This is a genomic window from Acinetobacter calcoaceticus (assembly GCF_016508255.1).
In the GTDB taxonomy this organism is placed as follows: Bacteria; Pseudomonadota; Gammaproteobacteria; order Pseudomonadales; family Moraxellaceae; genus Acinetobacter; species Acinetobacter calcoaceticus_E.
This window is the reverse complement of sequence record NZ_JADVKT010000001.1, coordinates 485,825-501,788: the sequence shown is the minus strand read 5'-3', so window position 1 is coordinate 501,788 and position 15,964 is coordinate 485,825. Positions and strand designations below refer to the sequence as shown.

The 15,964-nt window shown below is 38.1% G+C and carries 12 protein-coding genes and 3 tRNA genes; 6 read left to right on the top strand and 9 right to left on the bottom strand.

Annotation, left to right across the window (positions count from 1 at the left end):
* The first annotated feature begins 434 nt into the window (after nt 1–434).
* The 5 genes from glnA to I5515_RS02390 all read left to right on the top strand — a co-directional run bounded on the left by glnA (nt 435) and on the right by I5515_RS02390 (nt 5,262).
* A complete protein-coding gene (gene glnA, locus I5515_RS02410) occupies nt 435–1,850 on the top strand; it encodes a type I glutamate--ammonia ligase (protein WP_003650573.1) in 1,416 nt (471 codons plus the stop codon).
* A 126-nt stretch (nt 1,851–1,976) separates the two neighbouring features.
* Complete coding sequence (locus I5515_RS02405; RefSeq protein ID WP_199964570.1) at nt 1,977–2,486, top strand: chorismate--pyruvate lyase family protein; 510 nt, start codon at nt 1,977–1,979, stop codon at nt 2,484–2,486.
* Complete coding sequence (gene ubiA / locus I5515_RS02400) at nt 2,483–3,361, top strand: 4-hydroxybenzoate octaprenyltransferase (protein ID WP_199964569.1); 879 nt, start codon at nt 2,483–2,485, stop codon at nt 3,359–3,361. The genes I5515_RS02405 and ubiA overlap by 4 nt, the downstream gene beginning before the upstream one ends.
* Nucleotides 3,362–3,471: 110 nt before the next feature.
* On the top strand, nt 3,472–4,929 hold the full coding sequence (locus I5515_RS02395) for an alpha/beta hydrolase family protein (protein ID WP_199964568.1): 1,458 nt from the start codon (nt 3,472–3,474) through the stop codon (nt 4,927–4,929).
* Between the two features lie 114 nt (nt 4,930–5,043).
* Nucleotides 5,044–5,262: a hypothetical protein gene (locus tag I5515_RS02390; protein WP_199964567.1), complete on the top strand. Its 219-nt coding sequence runs from the start codon at nt 5,044–5,046 to the stop codon at nt 5,260–5,262.
* On the opposite strand, the gene I5515_RS02385 is transcribed toward I5515_RS02390, so the two are convergent.
* From I5515_RS02385 to I5515_RS02360, 6 genes are all read right to left on the bottom strand, one after another.
* Nucleotides 5,259–5,702, bottom strand: coding sequence for a DUF2726 domain-containing protein (locus tag I5515_RS02385; RefSeq protein ID WP_199964566.1), 444 nt, complete (start codon nt 5,700–5,702; stop codon nt 5,259–5,261). The two genes, I5515_RS02390 and I5515_RS02385, sit on opposite strands and share 4 nt — an antisense overlap.
* A 56-nt stretch (nt 5,703–5,758) precedes the next feature.
* A tRNA-Asn gene (locus tag I5515_RS02380) sits at nt 5,759–5,834 on the bottom strand.
* Nucleotides 5,835–6,015: 181 nt separating this feature from the next.
* A tRNA-Asn gene (locus tag I5515_RS02375) sits at nt 6,016–6,091 on the bottom strand.
* A gap of 8 nt (nt 6,092–6,099) precedes the next feature.
* Nucleotides 6,100–6,175, bottom strand: a tRNA-Asn gene (locus I5515_RS02370).
* Nucleotides 6,176–6,322: 147 nt separating this feature from the next.
* Nucleotides 6,323–6,949, bottom strand: a complete 627-nt coding sequence (locus I5515_RS02365) for a superoxide dismutase (RefSeq protein WP_199964565.1) — start codon at nt 6,947–6,949, stop codon at nt 6,323–6,325.
* Nucleotides 6,950–7,094: 145 nt separating this feature from the next.
* Nucleotides 7,095–7,853, bottom strand: coding sequence for a Nif3-like dinuclear metal center hexameric protein (locus I5515_RS02360; RefSeq protein ID WP_199964564.1), 759 nt, complete (start codon nt 7,851–7,853; stop codon nt 7,095–7,097).
* 194 nt (nt 7,854–8,047) lie between these two features.
* On the opposite strand from I5515_RS02360, the gene I5515_RS02355 reads away from it, so the two are divergent.
* Entirely contained in the window at nt 8,048–9,223 is a 1,176-nt protein-coding gene (locus I5515_RS02355; RefSeq protein ID WP_199964563.1) for a S1C family serine protease, read from the top strand.
* A gap of 42 nt (nt 9,224–9,265) precedes the next feature.
* Here I5515_RS02355 and I5515_RS02350 read toward each other — a convergent pair whose 3' ends face one another.
* From I5515_RS02350 to I5515_RS02340, 3 genes are all read right to left on the bottom strand, one after another.
* A complete protein-coding gene (locus I5515_RS02350; protein WP_199964562.1) occupies nt 9,266–10,504 on the bottom strand; it encodes a multifunctional CCA addition/repair protein in 1,239 nt (412 codons plus the stop codon).
* Nucleotides 10,505–10,595: 91 nt separating this feature from the next.
* Nucleotides 10,596–12,866, bottom strand: a complete 2,271-nt coding sequence (locus I5515_RS02345; protein WP_199964561.1) for an NADP-dependent malic enzyme — start codon at nt 12,864–12,866, stop codon at nt 10,596–10,598.
* 237 nt (nt 12,867–13,103) lie between these two features.
* The gene (locus tag I5515_RS02340; protein ID WP_199964560.1) at nt 13,104–15,956 is read right to left on the bottom strand and encodes a putative bifunctional diguanylate cyclase/phosphodiesterase; all 2,853 of its coding nucleotides are present in this window, start codon (nt 15,954–15,956) and stop codon (nt 13,104–13,106) included.
* Nucleotides 15,957–15,964 lie beyond the last annotated feature (8 nt).

Here is a 15,964-nt window from a genome sequence, read left to right as displayed (position 1 = left end):
GTCTCTTTTGACATAAGTAAAAATAATTTCATAAAACCTCGGTATTTTAATGGATGAGGCATGAGGTGATAGATGACTTAGTTTATTCTTTTCATTCATTGCAATAAGAATGTCAGCTTGCTATATAAGAAAGTATTATGATCATGAATTGCTGTTAGATATTGATGCAGTGAATTATATTGGCGCAACAATTTTGCACTAAATTGGGGCGATTGTGAGCCATTCATATATGCCATAATTTGAAAATGTCTGAATATGGTGCATTTAACTATGCAAACAGTATAATGGGTTCAGGACAAGGGACCTAAATCATCGATAGTTATAAGCAATTCAATGTTTTAGGTAAGTCTTATAAAGTTGGTATGAGAATTGCTTTATATATACCAGCAATTAACACGCACTTAACAAGTGCAACAAAATTTCATTGGAGCAAAATGAGCATGGCGAACAAGGTCCTTCAACTCATACAAGAAAGTGGCGCAAAATGGGTCGATTTTCGCTTTACTGATACTAAGGGTAAAGAACAGCACGTAACTTACCCAGCTGATTCTATTGATGAAGATACTTTTGAAGACGGTAAAATGTTTGATGGTTCTTCAATCGCTGGTTGGAAAGGCATTGAAGCATCTGACATGATTTTACGTCCAGATGCAGAAACTGGTTTTGTTGACCCGTTCTTTGCTGAGCCAACTGTAGTTGTGACTTGTGACGTTATTGAACCTTCAACTGGTCAAGGTTATGAGCGTGACCCACGTTCGATTGCTCGCCGTGCAGAAGAATACTTAAAATCTACAGGTATCGGTGATACTGCATTCTTTGGTCCAGAACCAGAATTCTTTGTATTTGACGAAGTGAAGTGGGACATCGATATGTCTGGCGCTCGTCATACATTAATCGCTGAAGAAGCTGCTTGGTCTACTGGTAAAGACTACGAGTCTGGTAACTCTGGTCACCGTCCACGTGTTAAAGGCGGTTACTTCCCAGTTCCTCCAGTTGATTCTTCACAAGATATGCGTGCAGAAATGTGTGCAAAAATCGAAGACATCATGGGCCCAGGTCGTGTAGAAGTACATCACCACGAAGTTGCATCTTGCCAGTTAGAAATTGGTGTGAGCTTTAATACACTTGTACGTAAAGCTGACGAAGTTCAACAGTTCAAATATGCTGTTTGGAACGTTGCGCACCAATATGCAAAAACTGCTACCTTTATGCCTAAACCAATGGTAGGTGATAACGGTTCTGGTATGCACGTTCATATGTCTATCTCTAAAGATGGCAAGAACTTGTTTGCTGGTGATGAATATGCAGGCCTTTCTGAAATGGCGTTGTACTTCATCGGTGGTGTGATCAAGCACGCTCGGGCATTGAATGCAATTACAAACCCATCTACAAACTCATACAAGCGTTTGGTTCCTCACTTCGAAGCACCAATTATGCTTGCTTACTCAGCGCGTAACCGTTCTGCGTCTATCCGTATTCCATACGTTTCTAGCCCTAAAGGTAAGCGTATCGAAGCTCGTTTCCCAGACCCAATGATGAACCCGTACTTAGGTTTCGCTGCATTGTTAATGGCTGGTATCGACGGTATCCAAAACAAGATCCATCCGGGCGAAGCTGCTGATAAGAACTTGTACGATCTTCCTCCAGAAGAAGAAGCAAAAATCCCAACAGTTGCACATAGCTTAGACATGGCTCTTGAAGCACTTCAAGCAGATCACGAATTCTTGTTAAAAGGCGGCGTGTTCACTAAAGAAATGCTTGATGCATATATCGAACTTAAAACTGAAGATGTACGTCGTCTTAACACGACTACTCACCCAGTTGAGTTTGATATGTACTACAGCTTGTAATACATATTTTCATAAAAAAGCCTGCATAAGCAGGCTTTTTTATTGCTTGGAATGTTGATTGAATTCTCTACGTTTTTTATCAAAAAATTGGGGTAAACTAGGTGCGAGTTTTCATGTGAGCAGATTATGCGTAAACGGCAGCCAGTACTTAAACAGGAAAAGAATTTAAATCCTGAGTTGAAAACATGGTTGTATGCGTCTGGTTCACTGACCCAACAATTAACTGAACTTGGTGGTGGGCAGTTTAGTGTAAAGCCTTTTAAAGAACATTTTCAGCGTTTAACTTTTGCAGATAGCCAATGGATGAAGATGTCTCATGCCCATACCTCATGGGTCAGAGAGACTTATTTGTATGGCAGTGAAGCAGAACCTTGGGTCAAAGCAAAAAGTATTTTTCCAATTCAAAGCTTACAAAAAAAAGCACGTATATTTCAGCACATTGGTTCTACACCCATTGGCTTTTTTTTATTTCAAAGAACAACACCACTTTGTGACCGCCGTGTCATTCGTTTGCCAGAAGGGTGGACGAGACAAAGTTGCTATACTTGGCATGGTTGTAAATTTATTGTTCAGGAAACCTTCCTACCAGCTTTTGAAGCTTTTTTATATCAGCAGCACGACAAGGAATTACGATGACGACTGCAACAAGCATAACATGGCGCCAGCGCTTAGAAGCTTATTATTATCTATGTCGATTTGATAAGCCAATTGGTACTGAACTGGTTTTTTGGCCAACCATGTGGGCGCTTTGGATTGCAGCAGAGGGAATGCCACCTCTACATATTCTTTTGGCGATGGTATTAGGTACAATTTTTATGCGTGCCGCTGGTTGCGCAATTAATGATTTTGCAGACCGTAAAGTAGATGCCCATGTTGAGCGGACAAAAACACGTCCTTTGGCAACAGGGGTAATTAGTCCAAAAGAAGCGGTGTATGTATTTTTAGCACTAGTATTTGCCAGTGCTTGTACGCTGTTCTTTTTACCTATAGCAACATTTTACTGTGCATTAGGAGGGTTGGTTTTAGCATTTGTATATCCTTTCATGAAACGTTATACCCATTTGCCACAAGTGGTTTTAGGTATGGCATTTTCTTGGGGAATTCCAATGTCATTTACTGCAATGGGTAAGCCTTTAGATATGACGTGCTGGCTTCTTTATTTTGGTAATCTGGCCTGGACAGTGGCTTATGATACTCAATATGCAATTACAGACCGTGAATATGATTTAAAGATTGGTGTGAAATCTACCGCTATTCTTTTTGGTCGATATGACATTCAGATTATTGCGCTTTTACAGGCAACCAGCCTTGTTTTGATTGGTGCTGCGCTATATTTAGAAAATATCTTATTTCCATGGGCGATCATCGCTTTAATTATTGTTGCATTCGATTTTATATATCAAACAATTAAAACCAAAGACCGCAACCCTCAGGTTTGTTTCTGGGCATTCCGTCACAATCGCTGGGTTGGATTAATCATTTTTCTAGGAATATTTTTAAATTTCATATAGTAAAAATGACCATGAGGTTGAAAAGTGTTCTATGCAGAGCACTTTTTTTATGTCTTAATATTTGTGCATAAAAATTATGCGGAATAAATAACACATAAAAAGGACATTCTATGAAACGGTCAAAAATTGCTTTAGCTATAACATTATCAGTTTCAGCATTATTTCTTACAGCGTGTAATGATAACAATGACGATTATACTGGGATAGATTCAAATAAAACCTTTTTGTCTGAAAGTAATTACGCTATTGATCAAGTTGATAATGCTTCATCGATCAAAGTCATGACTTATAACATGACAAATGTTCAAGGAAAAACAGCCACTGCTACCGCGATGGTATTGTTTCCAAAAGCAACGCAACCTAAAGATGGTTATCGAGTGGTTGTGTGGGAACATGGAACTGTTGGAGTGGGTGACGGTTGTGCACCAAGTAAAAATACAATTAATCCACGATTTAAAATTCTAGCTGAAAGTTTGTTAGCTGCGGGTTATGTAATTGTGGCACCAGATTATGAGGGTTTAGGTACACCAGGAGTGCATCCTTACTTAAACTTATCAAGTGAAGCAAAATCTGCACTAGCGGCAGTCAAAGCAGCAAAAGACCATTATGGTAACCAATTAAAAGGTGATTGGATGTCAATTGGCCAGTCACAAGGTGGGCATGCATCATTGGGCACTGCTGAATTTGCCAATACGGATGCAAGTTATAAAGGAGCGGTAGCGGGGGCACCGGCATCTAGCTTGGGCACAATCATTCAAATTTATATTGATCCTGCAATGAATCAAGACAGTGGCTATAAGCTTAGTAAATTAGATCAGGCAATTGCAGTACGCAGGCAGATTGATGCAGCGATAGCTGCAGGACAAATGTCTCCAAATGATCCAATGGCGCTTGCTGTACCAACAATTGATAAAACGGCAGATGGTTATGCCGAATTGCTAGCATATGCTGCCTTTGCAAGTGCAGGGATTAAGGCACAACAACCAAATTATGATATGAAGTCAATCTTTACCTCAGGAGCGGCTGACATTGCTGAATTGGCTTATGGTCGTACAGGAGATGATGGTGCATGTTTAAGTTATTCTGCACCTGATACTGCAAATGGCCTACAAGAGAAATTTAAAGCGGGAATCTTAGCTTTCTTGGCAGATCCTACACACCAAATTGCGCAATACGGTATTGATCTGAATAAATTCAAAGCAGATCAAGTTGTTCAAAATTTCTTGACAGCGACTCAACCCGCGACAAATGCTACAGCCGAGAAAGTTATTAAAGCACCTGTATTTATTATTCAAGGTGAAAAAGATCAGGCAGTATTGCCTGTAGTAACGCAAGCCTTATTCGCAAATATGAAAGCGAATGCTTTAAAGTTTTTCCCTCAAGCAGCCTACGATAAGGGTTATAACTTAACAATTGTACCGAATGCGATTCATACACAAGCAATCGTATGTCAAAATGCAAATGCTGTAGATTTTATTCAAACTAATATGTCAGCAGGTACCGGTATTGTGCTAACTGATGCGCAGAAAGATGCTAGCCAAAGTCCTCACTGTACAGGCAAATTCTGAGTTTTATTTACTTAACTAGACGTTATCTTAAGAAAAGAGCCTCTTTATAGTGGCTCTTTTTTTGTTATATTGTTACGCATCTTAAAATTGATACCGTTTGAGTTTAAATCACTTATGAACCAGCAACCTGTTGAGAAAAAATCTATTCCTTGGTTATTAATGGGATTAGGTTTACTTATTCCTTTTCTGATTATTGGAATACTTTTCTTGGCTGCAAAGAGTGATGCTAAGACTAAAAAAAAATATGAGCAGCAACGTATAGAAATGGCAAAACGAATAGCTGAAAAAGAAGCGGCAAATTCTGAAAAAAAAATAAAAGCTGTCTTTAATTAATGAATATCCTTTTGTAGCTGACGTACAGTCGGGATATTTGTATAACGTCTTACTATGTAACCTGCTTCTGTGAGCATTTGATCACGAATACGATCTTCTTCCGCTTTTTCAAGATGGGAAGGGTCATCTAGCTCAATAATGGCAATCACTTCCATCTTTTCGTTAAGCACAACAAAGTCGGTAACTTTTCGGTTGAACTGGCTACGAATTTTGTAGTCCTTACTGGTAATTAAAGCGCTAAAAGCCACTTGTGCTAAAACATGATAACTTGGAAAACTTTGTTTTAAGCGGATAAACATTTGAGTTTCAAAGTTGGTAATGACAGGACGAGCAAAGAATTTTTGTTTTGGAAATAAGTAGGGACGAAAACAAACAAGAAGAAAAATGCAGGTGCTTACGCAACCTAAAACTATAAAAAATAAATGACTCGATTCGAACATGTGAAGGCATCATACAAATAAAAACCCACTCATGATGAGTGGGTTTTTAAGAATCTTGGCTCTCCAACCTGGGCTCGAACCAGGGACCTGCGGATTAACAGTCCGTCGCTCTACCGACTGAGCTATTGGAGAATCTGGAAAAGGATTTTAGGCAGGAAAGGGTGTAAGGTCAAGGGTTAATAAAAGAATTAGTATGAATATCTAATCGTTTGGTTTAAAAATATTCGAAACATTGATTTTATTAAAAATAATAGAAAAGTATTAAATGACGGGAAAAGAAAAAGCCCACAATAGATGTGGGCTTTTAGAATCTTGGCTCTCCCACCTGGGCTCGAACCAGGGACCTGCGGATTAACAGTCCGTCGCTCTACCGACTGAGCTATGGGAGATTAGTAGATGGCTCTCCAACCTGGGCTCGAACCAGGGACCTGCGGATTAACAGTCCGTCGCTCTACCGACTGAGCTATTGGAGAATCTGATGCGCATTTTATGGATGAAATCTAAAAGCGTCAATAAGAATATTAAAGAAAATGAATCGTTTGCTTGATTAATATGCTTTTAAGGTACTAAAAATAAAAAAACCACCCAAAATAGGGTGGTTTTTTTATAAAGAAATAAAATTATTTCTCTACGCCTGCTGGTTGGCCTGCAAGTTTTGCATTTGCATAGTCCCAGTTCACAAGGCTTTCTAAGAAAGTTGCGATGTATTTAGGACGTAAGTTACGGAAATCGATGTAGTAAGCATGTTCCCATACGTCAATTGTTAATACAGCAACTTGACCGTGTGCAAGTGGAGTGTCTGCATTCGAAGTTTTAGTAATAGATAATTTACCGTTTACTTCATCAGCAACTAACCAAGCCCAACCTGAACCGAATTGAGTAGTTGCAGCAGCAGCAAATTCTTCTGCAAATTTTTCGTAGCTACCAAAAGCTTCTTCAATTTTAGCAGCGATTGCGCCAGTAGGCTTGCCACCACCATTTGGTTTCATAGAATTCCAATAGAATGTATGGTTCCAAACTTGAGCAGCATTGTTGAAAATACCAGCTTTAGATGCATCACCAGCTGTTGCTTTAATGATTTCTTCTAAAGTTTTACCTTCAAGGTCAGTTCCTTTGATTAAGTTGTTTAAGTTAACAACATAGGTATTGTGGTGTTTGTCGTGGTGGTATTCTAAAGTTTCTTTACTAATATGTGGCGCTAAATCATCATAGCCATATGGAAGTGCAGGTAAAGTAATGGTTGTCATGTTCCTATTCCTTGCATTTGCTGGGTTATACAATTAAGTGGCTCTATTGTAAATGATTCTGTTCACAATAGGGCATCGTTTTAAAGAACTATACACAATAAAGATCTAATTAATACGCATAACACAGATTGAAAAAAAGACTTAATTAAATCGGATTATTCAATTCAAAATATTCGGTTTCAATTGCAAACTGCTTTGAAATTGCTTGTGCTAAACGTTGAACTCCATAGCGTTCGGTTGCATGATGACCACAAGCAAAATAATGAACCCCTAATTCTTTTGCTTCATAAAAAGTTCGTTCACTGACTTCGCCTGAAATATACGCATCACAGTTTTGCAAAGCTGCTTTAGCAATAAAATCTTGAGCACCACCCGTACAAAATCCTACTTTTTGAATGCTTTCTTTTTCGGCTGGCAAATGAATTACTTTAAAATCAAAACAGTCTTGTAGTTTTGCCTTAAAATCTTCAACAGAAAGAGCTTGTTCTAAATATCCAATATTACCAATTGGATGTTTTTCGGCTAAATCGAGTGGTTCTAAATGTTGCAAGTTTAATTTTTCTGCAATCGCTACATTGTTGCCCAAAGTTGGATGTGCGTCTAAAGGTAGGTGGTAAGCGACTAAAGAAATATTATTTTGAATTAATTTTTTGATGCGGTTGCCGCGCATTCCTGTAATTGGGTAAGGTTCGCCTTTCCAAAAATAACCATGATGTACAAGTAGTAGATCGGCATGCTGCGTAATCGCTGCATCAATCGCATCTTCGGAAGAAGTAACCGCACAAACGATACGTTTTACTTCAGTTGAACCTTCAATTTGCAGGCCATTCGGTGCGTAATCTTTAAACTCTGCTGCTTTTAAGGTTTGGTCGCACCACTGAATAATTTCATGCAAATTCGCCATGATATGTCCTGAATTGAGTAGTAAATAATTGCTAAAGCTATAGAAACATATTTTGTTGTGTAACTAAAGCTAGACAAATCTTTTTTGAGTTTTTTATGTATATCGATATATTTAATTTAAAATGCTTAACTGAAAACTCTTTTTGTTCAATATATTAATTTAATTAAAAACTTCTTTGCGTAGAGGATATGAACGTGCGCCGCACCTTTACATGGTTACCTTGGGTGTTACTTATTATTGTAATTGCCAGTTTTATTGCATGGCAAAAATACCATCAGCCGAAACCAACTGTTGCAGTTGATGGGGTGCAAATGCCTGCCGAAAAAGTTGAACCATTGGTTGATACTTCACGAGCAGGTAGGGTGGTGTCTTATAGTGCTGCGGTAAAAGTTGCAGCACCGGCAGTTGTTAATATTTTTACGACCCAGAAAGTTAAACAAAATCATCCATTGTTAAGTGATCCAGTATTCCGCGAATTTTTTGGAAATCAGGTTCCTGAACAACAACAGCAAAATGAAAATAGTTTAGGCTCAGGGGTTATTGTTCGTGCTGATGGCTATATTCTTACCAATAATCATGTGATTGCTCAGGCCGACCAAATTGTAGTTGCATTACGTGACGGACGCCGTGCGGAAGCAACTATCGTTGGAACTGATCCTGACACAGACTTGGCAGTCATTAAAATCGATTTAGATAAATTACCCGTGTTGCCATTTAAGCTCAGTGGTAATGAAGTGGGGGATGTTGTCTTGGCGATTGGTAATCCATTCGGAGTAGGACAAACGGTAACTCAAGGGATTGTTTCCGCAACAGGTCGCTCAGATTTAGGTATTAATACCTATGAAGATTTCATTCAAACAGATGCTGCAATTAACCCAGGTAACTCAGGTGGGGCATTAATTGATGTTGCTGGTAACCTAATCGGGGTAAACACTGCTATTTTCTCGCAGTCAGGTGGCTCTTTAGGAATTGGTTTTGCAATTCCAGCTAAAATTTGCCAACAAGTATTAAATTCAATTTTGAAAGATGGTCGCGTTGTACGTGGATGGTTGGGCATTAGTTTAGTGCCGCCTAAACAAGAAGATGTATTGGCACCTAAACAACAAATTGGTGTGGTTGTTGCGGATGTTCTGAAAAGTGGACCAGCAGCTTCAGCGGGTATTAAAGTGGGAGATAAAATTGTTCAGGTAAATAATGAACAAATCACTTCGGCATCCCATTTGATTAATTATGTTGCATTACAAGCGCCTAATAGTGAAATTAATGTGCTGGTTGAGCGAGCTGGGAAGCAAGAAAAGTTTGTGGTAACAGTTGGGGAAAGAAAAAACCAAAATACTCAATCTCAATATATACCGCTGCCTAAACAATAAAGATAAAAAAGCCTCGTAATGAGGCTTTTTTGTTGGCTTAAATTAAGAATGAGTGAGGGTTTGATATTGGTGTTTGAATTCAGTTAAGGCATCAATACGATATTGAATTAACATTTCACCAATTTCAGCACCCTTAATGTTCTCAGGTAAATCATGAACTTTAATAGAGCGGACCACTTGCATCGCATCTAGCATGTACTGAGCTTGAGGATAGGGACGATTTTCTAAACCTAGTCTTCCTTTAGCATCGCATTCACATGCCTGTACAAAAGCTTCCACTCTCTCAGGACGACGCAACACATCAAGACGCTGTAATAAACGCCATACAGTTCCGGGTTTTAACGACATAATCTGATGACATTTTAAGTGCTCTTTGCACACCGATAAGGCCAACTGTCGAGTTTGAGTAGGAACTTTTAAACGTTCACATAATGCAGTAACTGGTTTCACGCCACGTTCCTCATGCATGATGTGGCGAGGAAGTTCGTTCACTGGAGTTAATGCTTTACCCAAATCATGTACTAAAACAGCAAACCGAACATCAAGGGAGTAGTTTGACTTACAAGCTTGTTGTAAAGACATTAGGGTATGTATGCCGCAGTCTACTTCCGGATGATATTCAGGTCGCTGTGGTACACCAAACAATGCGTCAATTTCAGGAAAAAGATGTTTTAAAGCACCGCAATCACGTAGTGTCTGAAAATACACATCTGCATGATCTTCTAAAAGTGCACGGGAAGTTTCTTTCCATACCCGCTCTGGTGTTAATGCATCGAGTTCACCTGATTCAGCCATAGTCTGCATGAGCTGTAATGTTTCAGCGGCAATATGAAAGCCATAGCAAGAATAGCGAGCTGCAAAACGAGCGACACGTAAAACACGTAATGGATCTTCAGCAAAGGCATCTGAAACATGGCGTAAGGTTTTATTTTCTAAATCAGCTTGTCCGCCGTATGGGTCATATATATTTCCATCTTGATCCATTGCAATGGCATTGATGGTTAAATCACGGCGAATTAAATCTTCTTCTAAACTGACTGTGGTATCAGTAAAAAATTGAAACCCATGATATCCCTTACCGGACTTTCGTTCAGTTCGCGCAAGTGCATATTCTTCTTTAGTTTCAGGATGAAGAAACACAGGAAAATCTTTCCCTACAGGTTGAAAACCTTGGGCGAGCATATGTTCAGGTGTTGCTCCGACCACAACATAATCTTTTTCTTGATAGGGATGCCCAAGTAGAGAATCTCGGACGGCACCGCCTACTAAATACACTTGCATGAAAAAACCTCTATTCTTCAAGCAATCATGCTACAGAATAGAGGTTTTCTCAAGTCATTAGAGGGGCTTTTCGTAAAAAGCAGTTTCTAAATTAATTTTCTTGTTGTTGGATTTCAGCAACAGTTAAAGCTGTCATATTAATAAGACGGCGAGTAGTCGCAGTCGGAGTTAAAATATGAACAGGTTTAGCAGCACCTAGTAAAATTGGCCCAATAGTAACGTTGTTACCAGAAGTCGCTTTCAACAAGTTAAATGAAATGTTTGCTGCATCAAGATTTGGCATGATAAGCAAGTTTGCAGAACCTTTGAAACGTGAACCTGGGAATGCAAATTGACGAATATTTTCATCTAATGCTGCATCACCATGCATTTCACCTTCAACTTCAAGTTCAGGAGCTTGTTCAGATAAAATGCGGTAAACTTCACGCATTTTTTGAGCGCTTGAATCTGTTTGATCGCTACCAAAACTTGAATGAGAAAGTAATGCTACGCGTGGAGTAATACCAAAACGACGTACTTCTTCAGCAGCTAAAATTGTCATTTCAGCAAGTTGTTCAGCAGTCGGGTTAGTGTTTACATAGGTATCTGCAATAAACAAATTGCGATCTTCAAGCATTAGTGCATTTAGCGTAAAGAAGTTATTCATACCTTCTTTAAGACCGATGACATTGCGTACAAAGTCAAGGTGAATGTTATAGCTACTGTAAGTACCACATAACATACCGTCTGCTTTACCAAATTTAACCAGTAAAGATGCAATTAAAGTTGAACGGCGACGAGCTTCACGTTGAGCATATTCAACAGTAATGCCTTTGCGTTGCATTGTTTGATAGTAATCTTTCCAAAACTCTTCATACATCGGGTTTTGTTCTTGATCAACAATTTCAATATTTACGCCATGTTGTAAACGTAGGCCTAATTTTTTGATGTTTGCCTCAATTACAGCAGTACGACCTACTAAAATTGGTTTCGCTAAATCTTCATCAACAGCAATTTGTACTGCACGTAATACGCGCTCATCTTCACCTTCCGCATATGCAATACGCTTTGGATCAGCTTTTGCTTGAGCAAAAATTGGTTTCATCAAGAACGCAGAGTTATATACAAACTCAGACAATTTTTGACGATATACAGCGAAATCTTCGATAGGACGAGTTGCTACGCCTGAATCCATTGCAGCTTTAGCAACTGCTGGTGCAATTTCTAAAATTAAACGTTGATCAAGAGGGCGTGGAATTAGATAGTCACGACCAAATGAAGCAGATTTTTCACCGTATGTTGCTGCATCAGCTTCTACATGAGCCATACGCGCAATTGCATGTACACATGCAATTTTCATGTCTTCATTAATGGTAGTTGCACCAACGTCAAGTGCACCACGGAAAATGTATGGGAAACATAATGCGTTGTTTACTTGGTTTGGATAGTCAGAACGACCAGTTGCCATAATGACATCAGAGCGTACTTCATGTGCATGTTCAGGTAAAATTTCTGGATCTGGGTTTGCCAAAGCAAAAATAATAGGGTTCTCAGCCATCTGTTTCACCATTTCTTTGGTGAGAATACCAGCAGCAGAAAGACCCAAGAACATATCAGCACCACTCATTACTTCATGAAGCTGAGATGCTGTAATATCTTGAACATAACGTTTTTTAGATTCATCTAAGCCTTCACGCGAAGTCGTTAATAGACCACGAGAATCGGCAACAATAATATTTTCTTTTTTAGCACCAAGCGCACAGAGCAAGTCTAAACATGAAAGTGCTGCTGCACCTGCACCTGAAGCTACGATTTTGATTTCATCAATTTTCTTATTTACAAGTTGCAATGCATTGAGCAAAGCTGAACCTACAATAATACTTGTACCATGTTGATCGTCATGGAATACAGGAATTTTCATGCGTTCACGAAGTTTCTTTTCAATATAGAAACATTCTGGTGCTTTAATGTCTTCGAGGTTGATACCACCGAAAGTTGGCTCAAGAGAGGCTACAATATCTACAATTTTATCTGGATCGTTTTCTGCAATTTCGATGTCAAATACATCTACACCAGCAAACTTCTTGAAGAGAACGCCTTTACCTTCCATTACAGGTTTAGAAGCCAATGGGCCAATATTACCTAAACCAAGAACGGCTGTACCGTTAGTTACTACAGCAACCAAGTTTCCGCGTGCAGTATATTTAGCAGCAGTTGAAGGATCACGTTCAATCTCTAAACATGGCGCAGCAACGCCTGGTGAGTAGGCTAGAGCCAAATCTCGTTGGTTGACAAGTTGCTTACTTGGGGTGACGCTGATTTTCCCTGGATTTGGGTATTCGTGGTAATTTAAAGCGGCCTGTTTTAAAGATTGATCGTCCATCTGAGTCTCTATTTGATACAAAAAAGCAAACTAGTCAAATCACTCATTCAGGGAGAAGGCAACTCTATTCTTTTACTATGCTTAATTTTTTACCAATTAAGAGAATAGTAGACGAATTGCCAATAGCCCTGTAGTGAGCTAAATGCTAAAGAATATAACACTACTTCTTTATTTCTCACAGTCAAAAAAGCTCATTTTTGGAAAAAGCGCTATATGTAAAATAGTCTGTTAGAGCAATTAAGAAATAGGCGGATTGGTTTGTAGATAAGGGATAACCTGTTCAGGAGGGATTGGGCGACTAAAGAAATAGCCTTGTAAAAAATCACATTGCTGTTTTTGTAGGTAGATCACTTGTTCTTTTGTTTCTACACCCTCAGCAACCAATTTGAGCCCCATGCTTTTACCCATGGCGATCATGGCATTTACTATGGCTTCTTGTTTGTGATCACCAATTTTAGAAATAAAGGCACGATCAATTTTTAATACATCAATAGGATATTCTGTTAGATAAGCTAAAGATGAATAGCCTGTGCCAAAGTCATCAAGAGCAATTGAAATATCTCTTTGTTTTATAGCATGCAATAAGGTCTTTACATTGTCTGTATTATCTAAGAGTGCAGACTCAGTAATTTCAAGCTCAAGGTCTGCACCATCTATATGATATTTCTGTAAAATTTCATCAATATCATTGAGTAATAAGCCTCGATGTATTTGCTGGGCAACAATATTTACCGAGACTTGAATATTTGTGTAGTGTTGAGATTTCCACTCTTGGAGTTGTTTCCCTACTTTATCTAAAACGACTTTGCCAATGTCTGAAATTAGGCTACTACGTTCGGCAAAAGGGATAAACATATTTGGCATAACTAATCCCTTTTCAGGGTGTTGCCAACGAATTAATGCTTCAAAACCTATAACTGATTGATCGTTTAGATTAATTTTGGGTTGGTAATAAACTACAAATTCATCATTTTGAATAGCTTTACGTAATTCTTGTTCTAAATCGGCAGTTTTATATGCATGGTCTGTTTTATTAGAATAGTAAGAAATGGTATTGCCTCCTAAGCGTTTTGCTTCTGAAAGTGCTTGTTCAGCATGATTGTTGAGATGATCAATTTGTCGACCATGCTCTGGAAAACATGCTACACCAATAGATGCAGTAATAAAATATTCTTGATTATCAATGTAAAAGGGTGCATTAAGTGCTTGTAAAATATTCTGGCAATATTGTTCAATATTTGGATGAATTGGAGAAATTTCATAAATAATTGCAAAATCATCACCATTTAAATAGGCAACCAACATTGCATTGATATTGATTAAGCGCAATCGCTGCGCAAACTGTTTAAGTAGTTCATCACCACTATCATTATTTAAAAATTCATTAAAAGCTCGAAAACGGTCAATATTAACGCGTATTAGGGCTAAATTTTTAATGTTATATGAGGGGTTTACCAGATATTGATGTAGTTGATTGTAGTAGTAAAGACGATTAGGCAAGTGGGTGAGACTATCGTAATTTTTTAAATAAGATAAGTGTTGCTCTTGGCGTTTTTGTTCAGTGAGATCCCGTGCAAATCCAATATAATTTGTGATCTGATTAAATTCATCTTTGACTACATTGATATGTAGCCATAAATATACGCCTTTGCCTGAAGTAAATTTTTCATCAAATTGACCTATATACTCTCCCGTCTCAAGAAGCTGCTGTGTAATTGAGCTATGAAATTGCTGTTGTTGCTCTTTTTGGTTAATTGCAATGCTAAATAATTCTTTATTTAATAATTCTGGTTTAGAAAAGCCGGTTAATTTTTCATAGTAAGGATTAATATCAATGTAGTTCAGACGGTCATCTAAAATAAATATCCCTTCTGCTGCTTGCTCAAGCACAATTGCCGATAGTCTTAAATGCTCCTGATCTTTTTTTTCTTGATGTATATTTCGGGTCATTCCAACCATACGAAGCGCTTTTTGTGTTTTTGGATCTCGAGTAATAACTCTTCCTACATCGTGAATCCATCGCCATGAACCATCTTGACGTAAAATCCTGAAATTTATATTAAAATGATCTGTAATTCCTTCTAGATGTTGCTTTAAGCGCTCATCAAAAAGTTTTTTATCACTTGGATGTATACGTTCTAAAATGGTATTGAGGTGAATAACTGTTGTTTGAGACTGCTTTTGTTGATCAAAAAAAGTAATTTCTAATTTTTGATTTTCAATGTCCCAGTCCCATGGTCGAATTCCAGCAGTTTCATGAGCAAAAGCTAAATTGTAATGATGGCTTTCGAGTTGCTCATTCATTTTAGTGAGATCATAGGTTCGTTCACGTACCTTTTGTTCCAGTAAGTGATTATTAAACTGAAGCTGAGCTTCGATATCTTTCGACTTATTCACTTCTTGTTGAAGTTGAACACATAATTCTTCAGCCCATTGAGTATGTTGATCTGAAATTTTTACAAGCTGTTTATTTTTAAAGAGAAGTTGTGAAATCTTTTGATAATTACGTTGAGTTGCATATGCACAAAGTATGGTCGCTACAAAGGCAAGGTTATAGGCGAAATAAAATGGTAACTCAGTAATGGGTTGGTGCGTAAATTGAGCGATTAATAGTGGTAACGTGCTGGGAATAAATAAGAGATAAAAATATCGGGGTTGTTGTGTTAAAAAAGTAAGGCCAATGATATGAGCCGAAGTAATAAATAAGGCAATCAAGATATGGGCATCTGGTACGGTTACTAACTCGGGAGGAAGATAAAAATGGATAATAGTAATATTGATTCCAAGTAAAATTCCCGAAATAAGGCAAATAGCTTGAAGGGTAAGATCAGATTTTTTAGCAAAATGAGTCGTGCGATAATGAGTTAAAATATTGGGAATAAACAATAAGCAAATAAGAAAGATAATTGTAAAACCGATAGACCAAGTAAAAGTTGTTATTGAAGTTGAAAAATAATATGAAAAAATGGCATAGGAAATGAGGCATAGCAGTATCAGACTAATCAAATACCAGCGGATATATTGTATTGAAAGTCTTAGCTGTTCAACTTTTGTTTGATGTTGTAGATATTCTTCCTGAAGCCCAGACATAAGATTTT

Excerpts from the sequence above, each read along its gene's own strand:
- glnA (WP_003650573.1), top strand. The coding sequence starts at position 435 with ATGAGCATGGCGAACAAGGTCCTTCAACTCATACAAGAAAGTGGCGCA.
- I5515_RS02405 (WP_199964570.1), top strand. The coding sequence starts at position 1,977 with ATGCGTAAACGGCAGCCAGTACTTAAACAGGAAAAGAATTTAAATCCT.
- ubiA (WP_199964569.1), top strand. The coding sequence starts at position 2,483 with ATGACGACTGCAACAAGCATAACATGGCGCCAGCGCTTAGAAGCTTAT.
- I5515_RS02395 (WP_199964568.1), top strand. The coding sequence starts at position 3,472 with ATGAAACGGTCAAAAATTGCTTTAGCTATAACATTATCAGTTTCAGCA.
- I5515_RS02390 (WP_199964567.1), top strand. The coding sequence starts at position 5,044 with ATGAACCAGCAACCTGTTGAGAAAAAATCTATTCCTTGGTTATTAATG.
- I5515_RS02385 (WP_199964566.1), bottom strand. The coding sequence starts at position 5,702 with ATGTTCGAATCGAGTCATTTATTTTTTATAGTTTTAGGTTGCGTAAGC.
- I5515_RS02365 (WP_199964565.1), bottom strand. The coding sequence starts at position 6,949 with ATGACAACCATTACTTTACCTGCACTTCCATATGGCTATGATGATTTA.
- I5515_RS02360 (WP_199964564.1), bottom strand. The coding sequence starts at position 7,853 with ATGGCGAATTTGCATGAAATTATTCAGTGGTGCGACCAAACCTTAAAA.
- I5515_RS02350 (WP_199964562.1), bottom strand. The coding sequence starts at position 10,504 with ATGCAAGTGTATTTAGTAGGCGGTGCCGTCCGAGATTCTCTACTTGGG.
- I5515_RS02345 (WP_199964561.1), bottom strand. The coding sequence starts at position 12,866 with ATGGACGATCAATCTTTAAAACAGGCCGCTTTAAATTACCACGAATAC.
- I5515_RS02340 (WP_199964560.1), bottom strand. The coding sequence starts at position 15,956 with ATGTCTGGGCTTCAGGAAGAATATCTACAACATCAAACAAAAGTTGAA.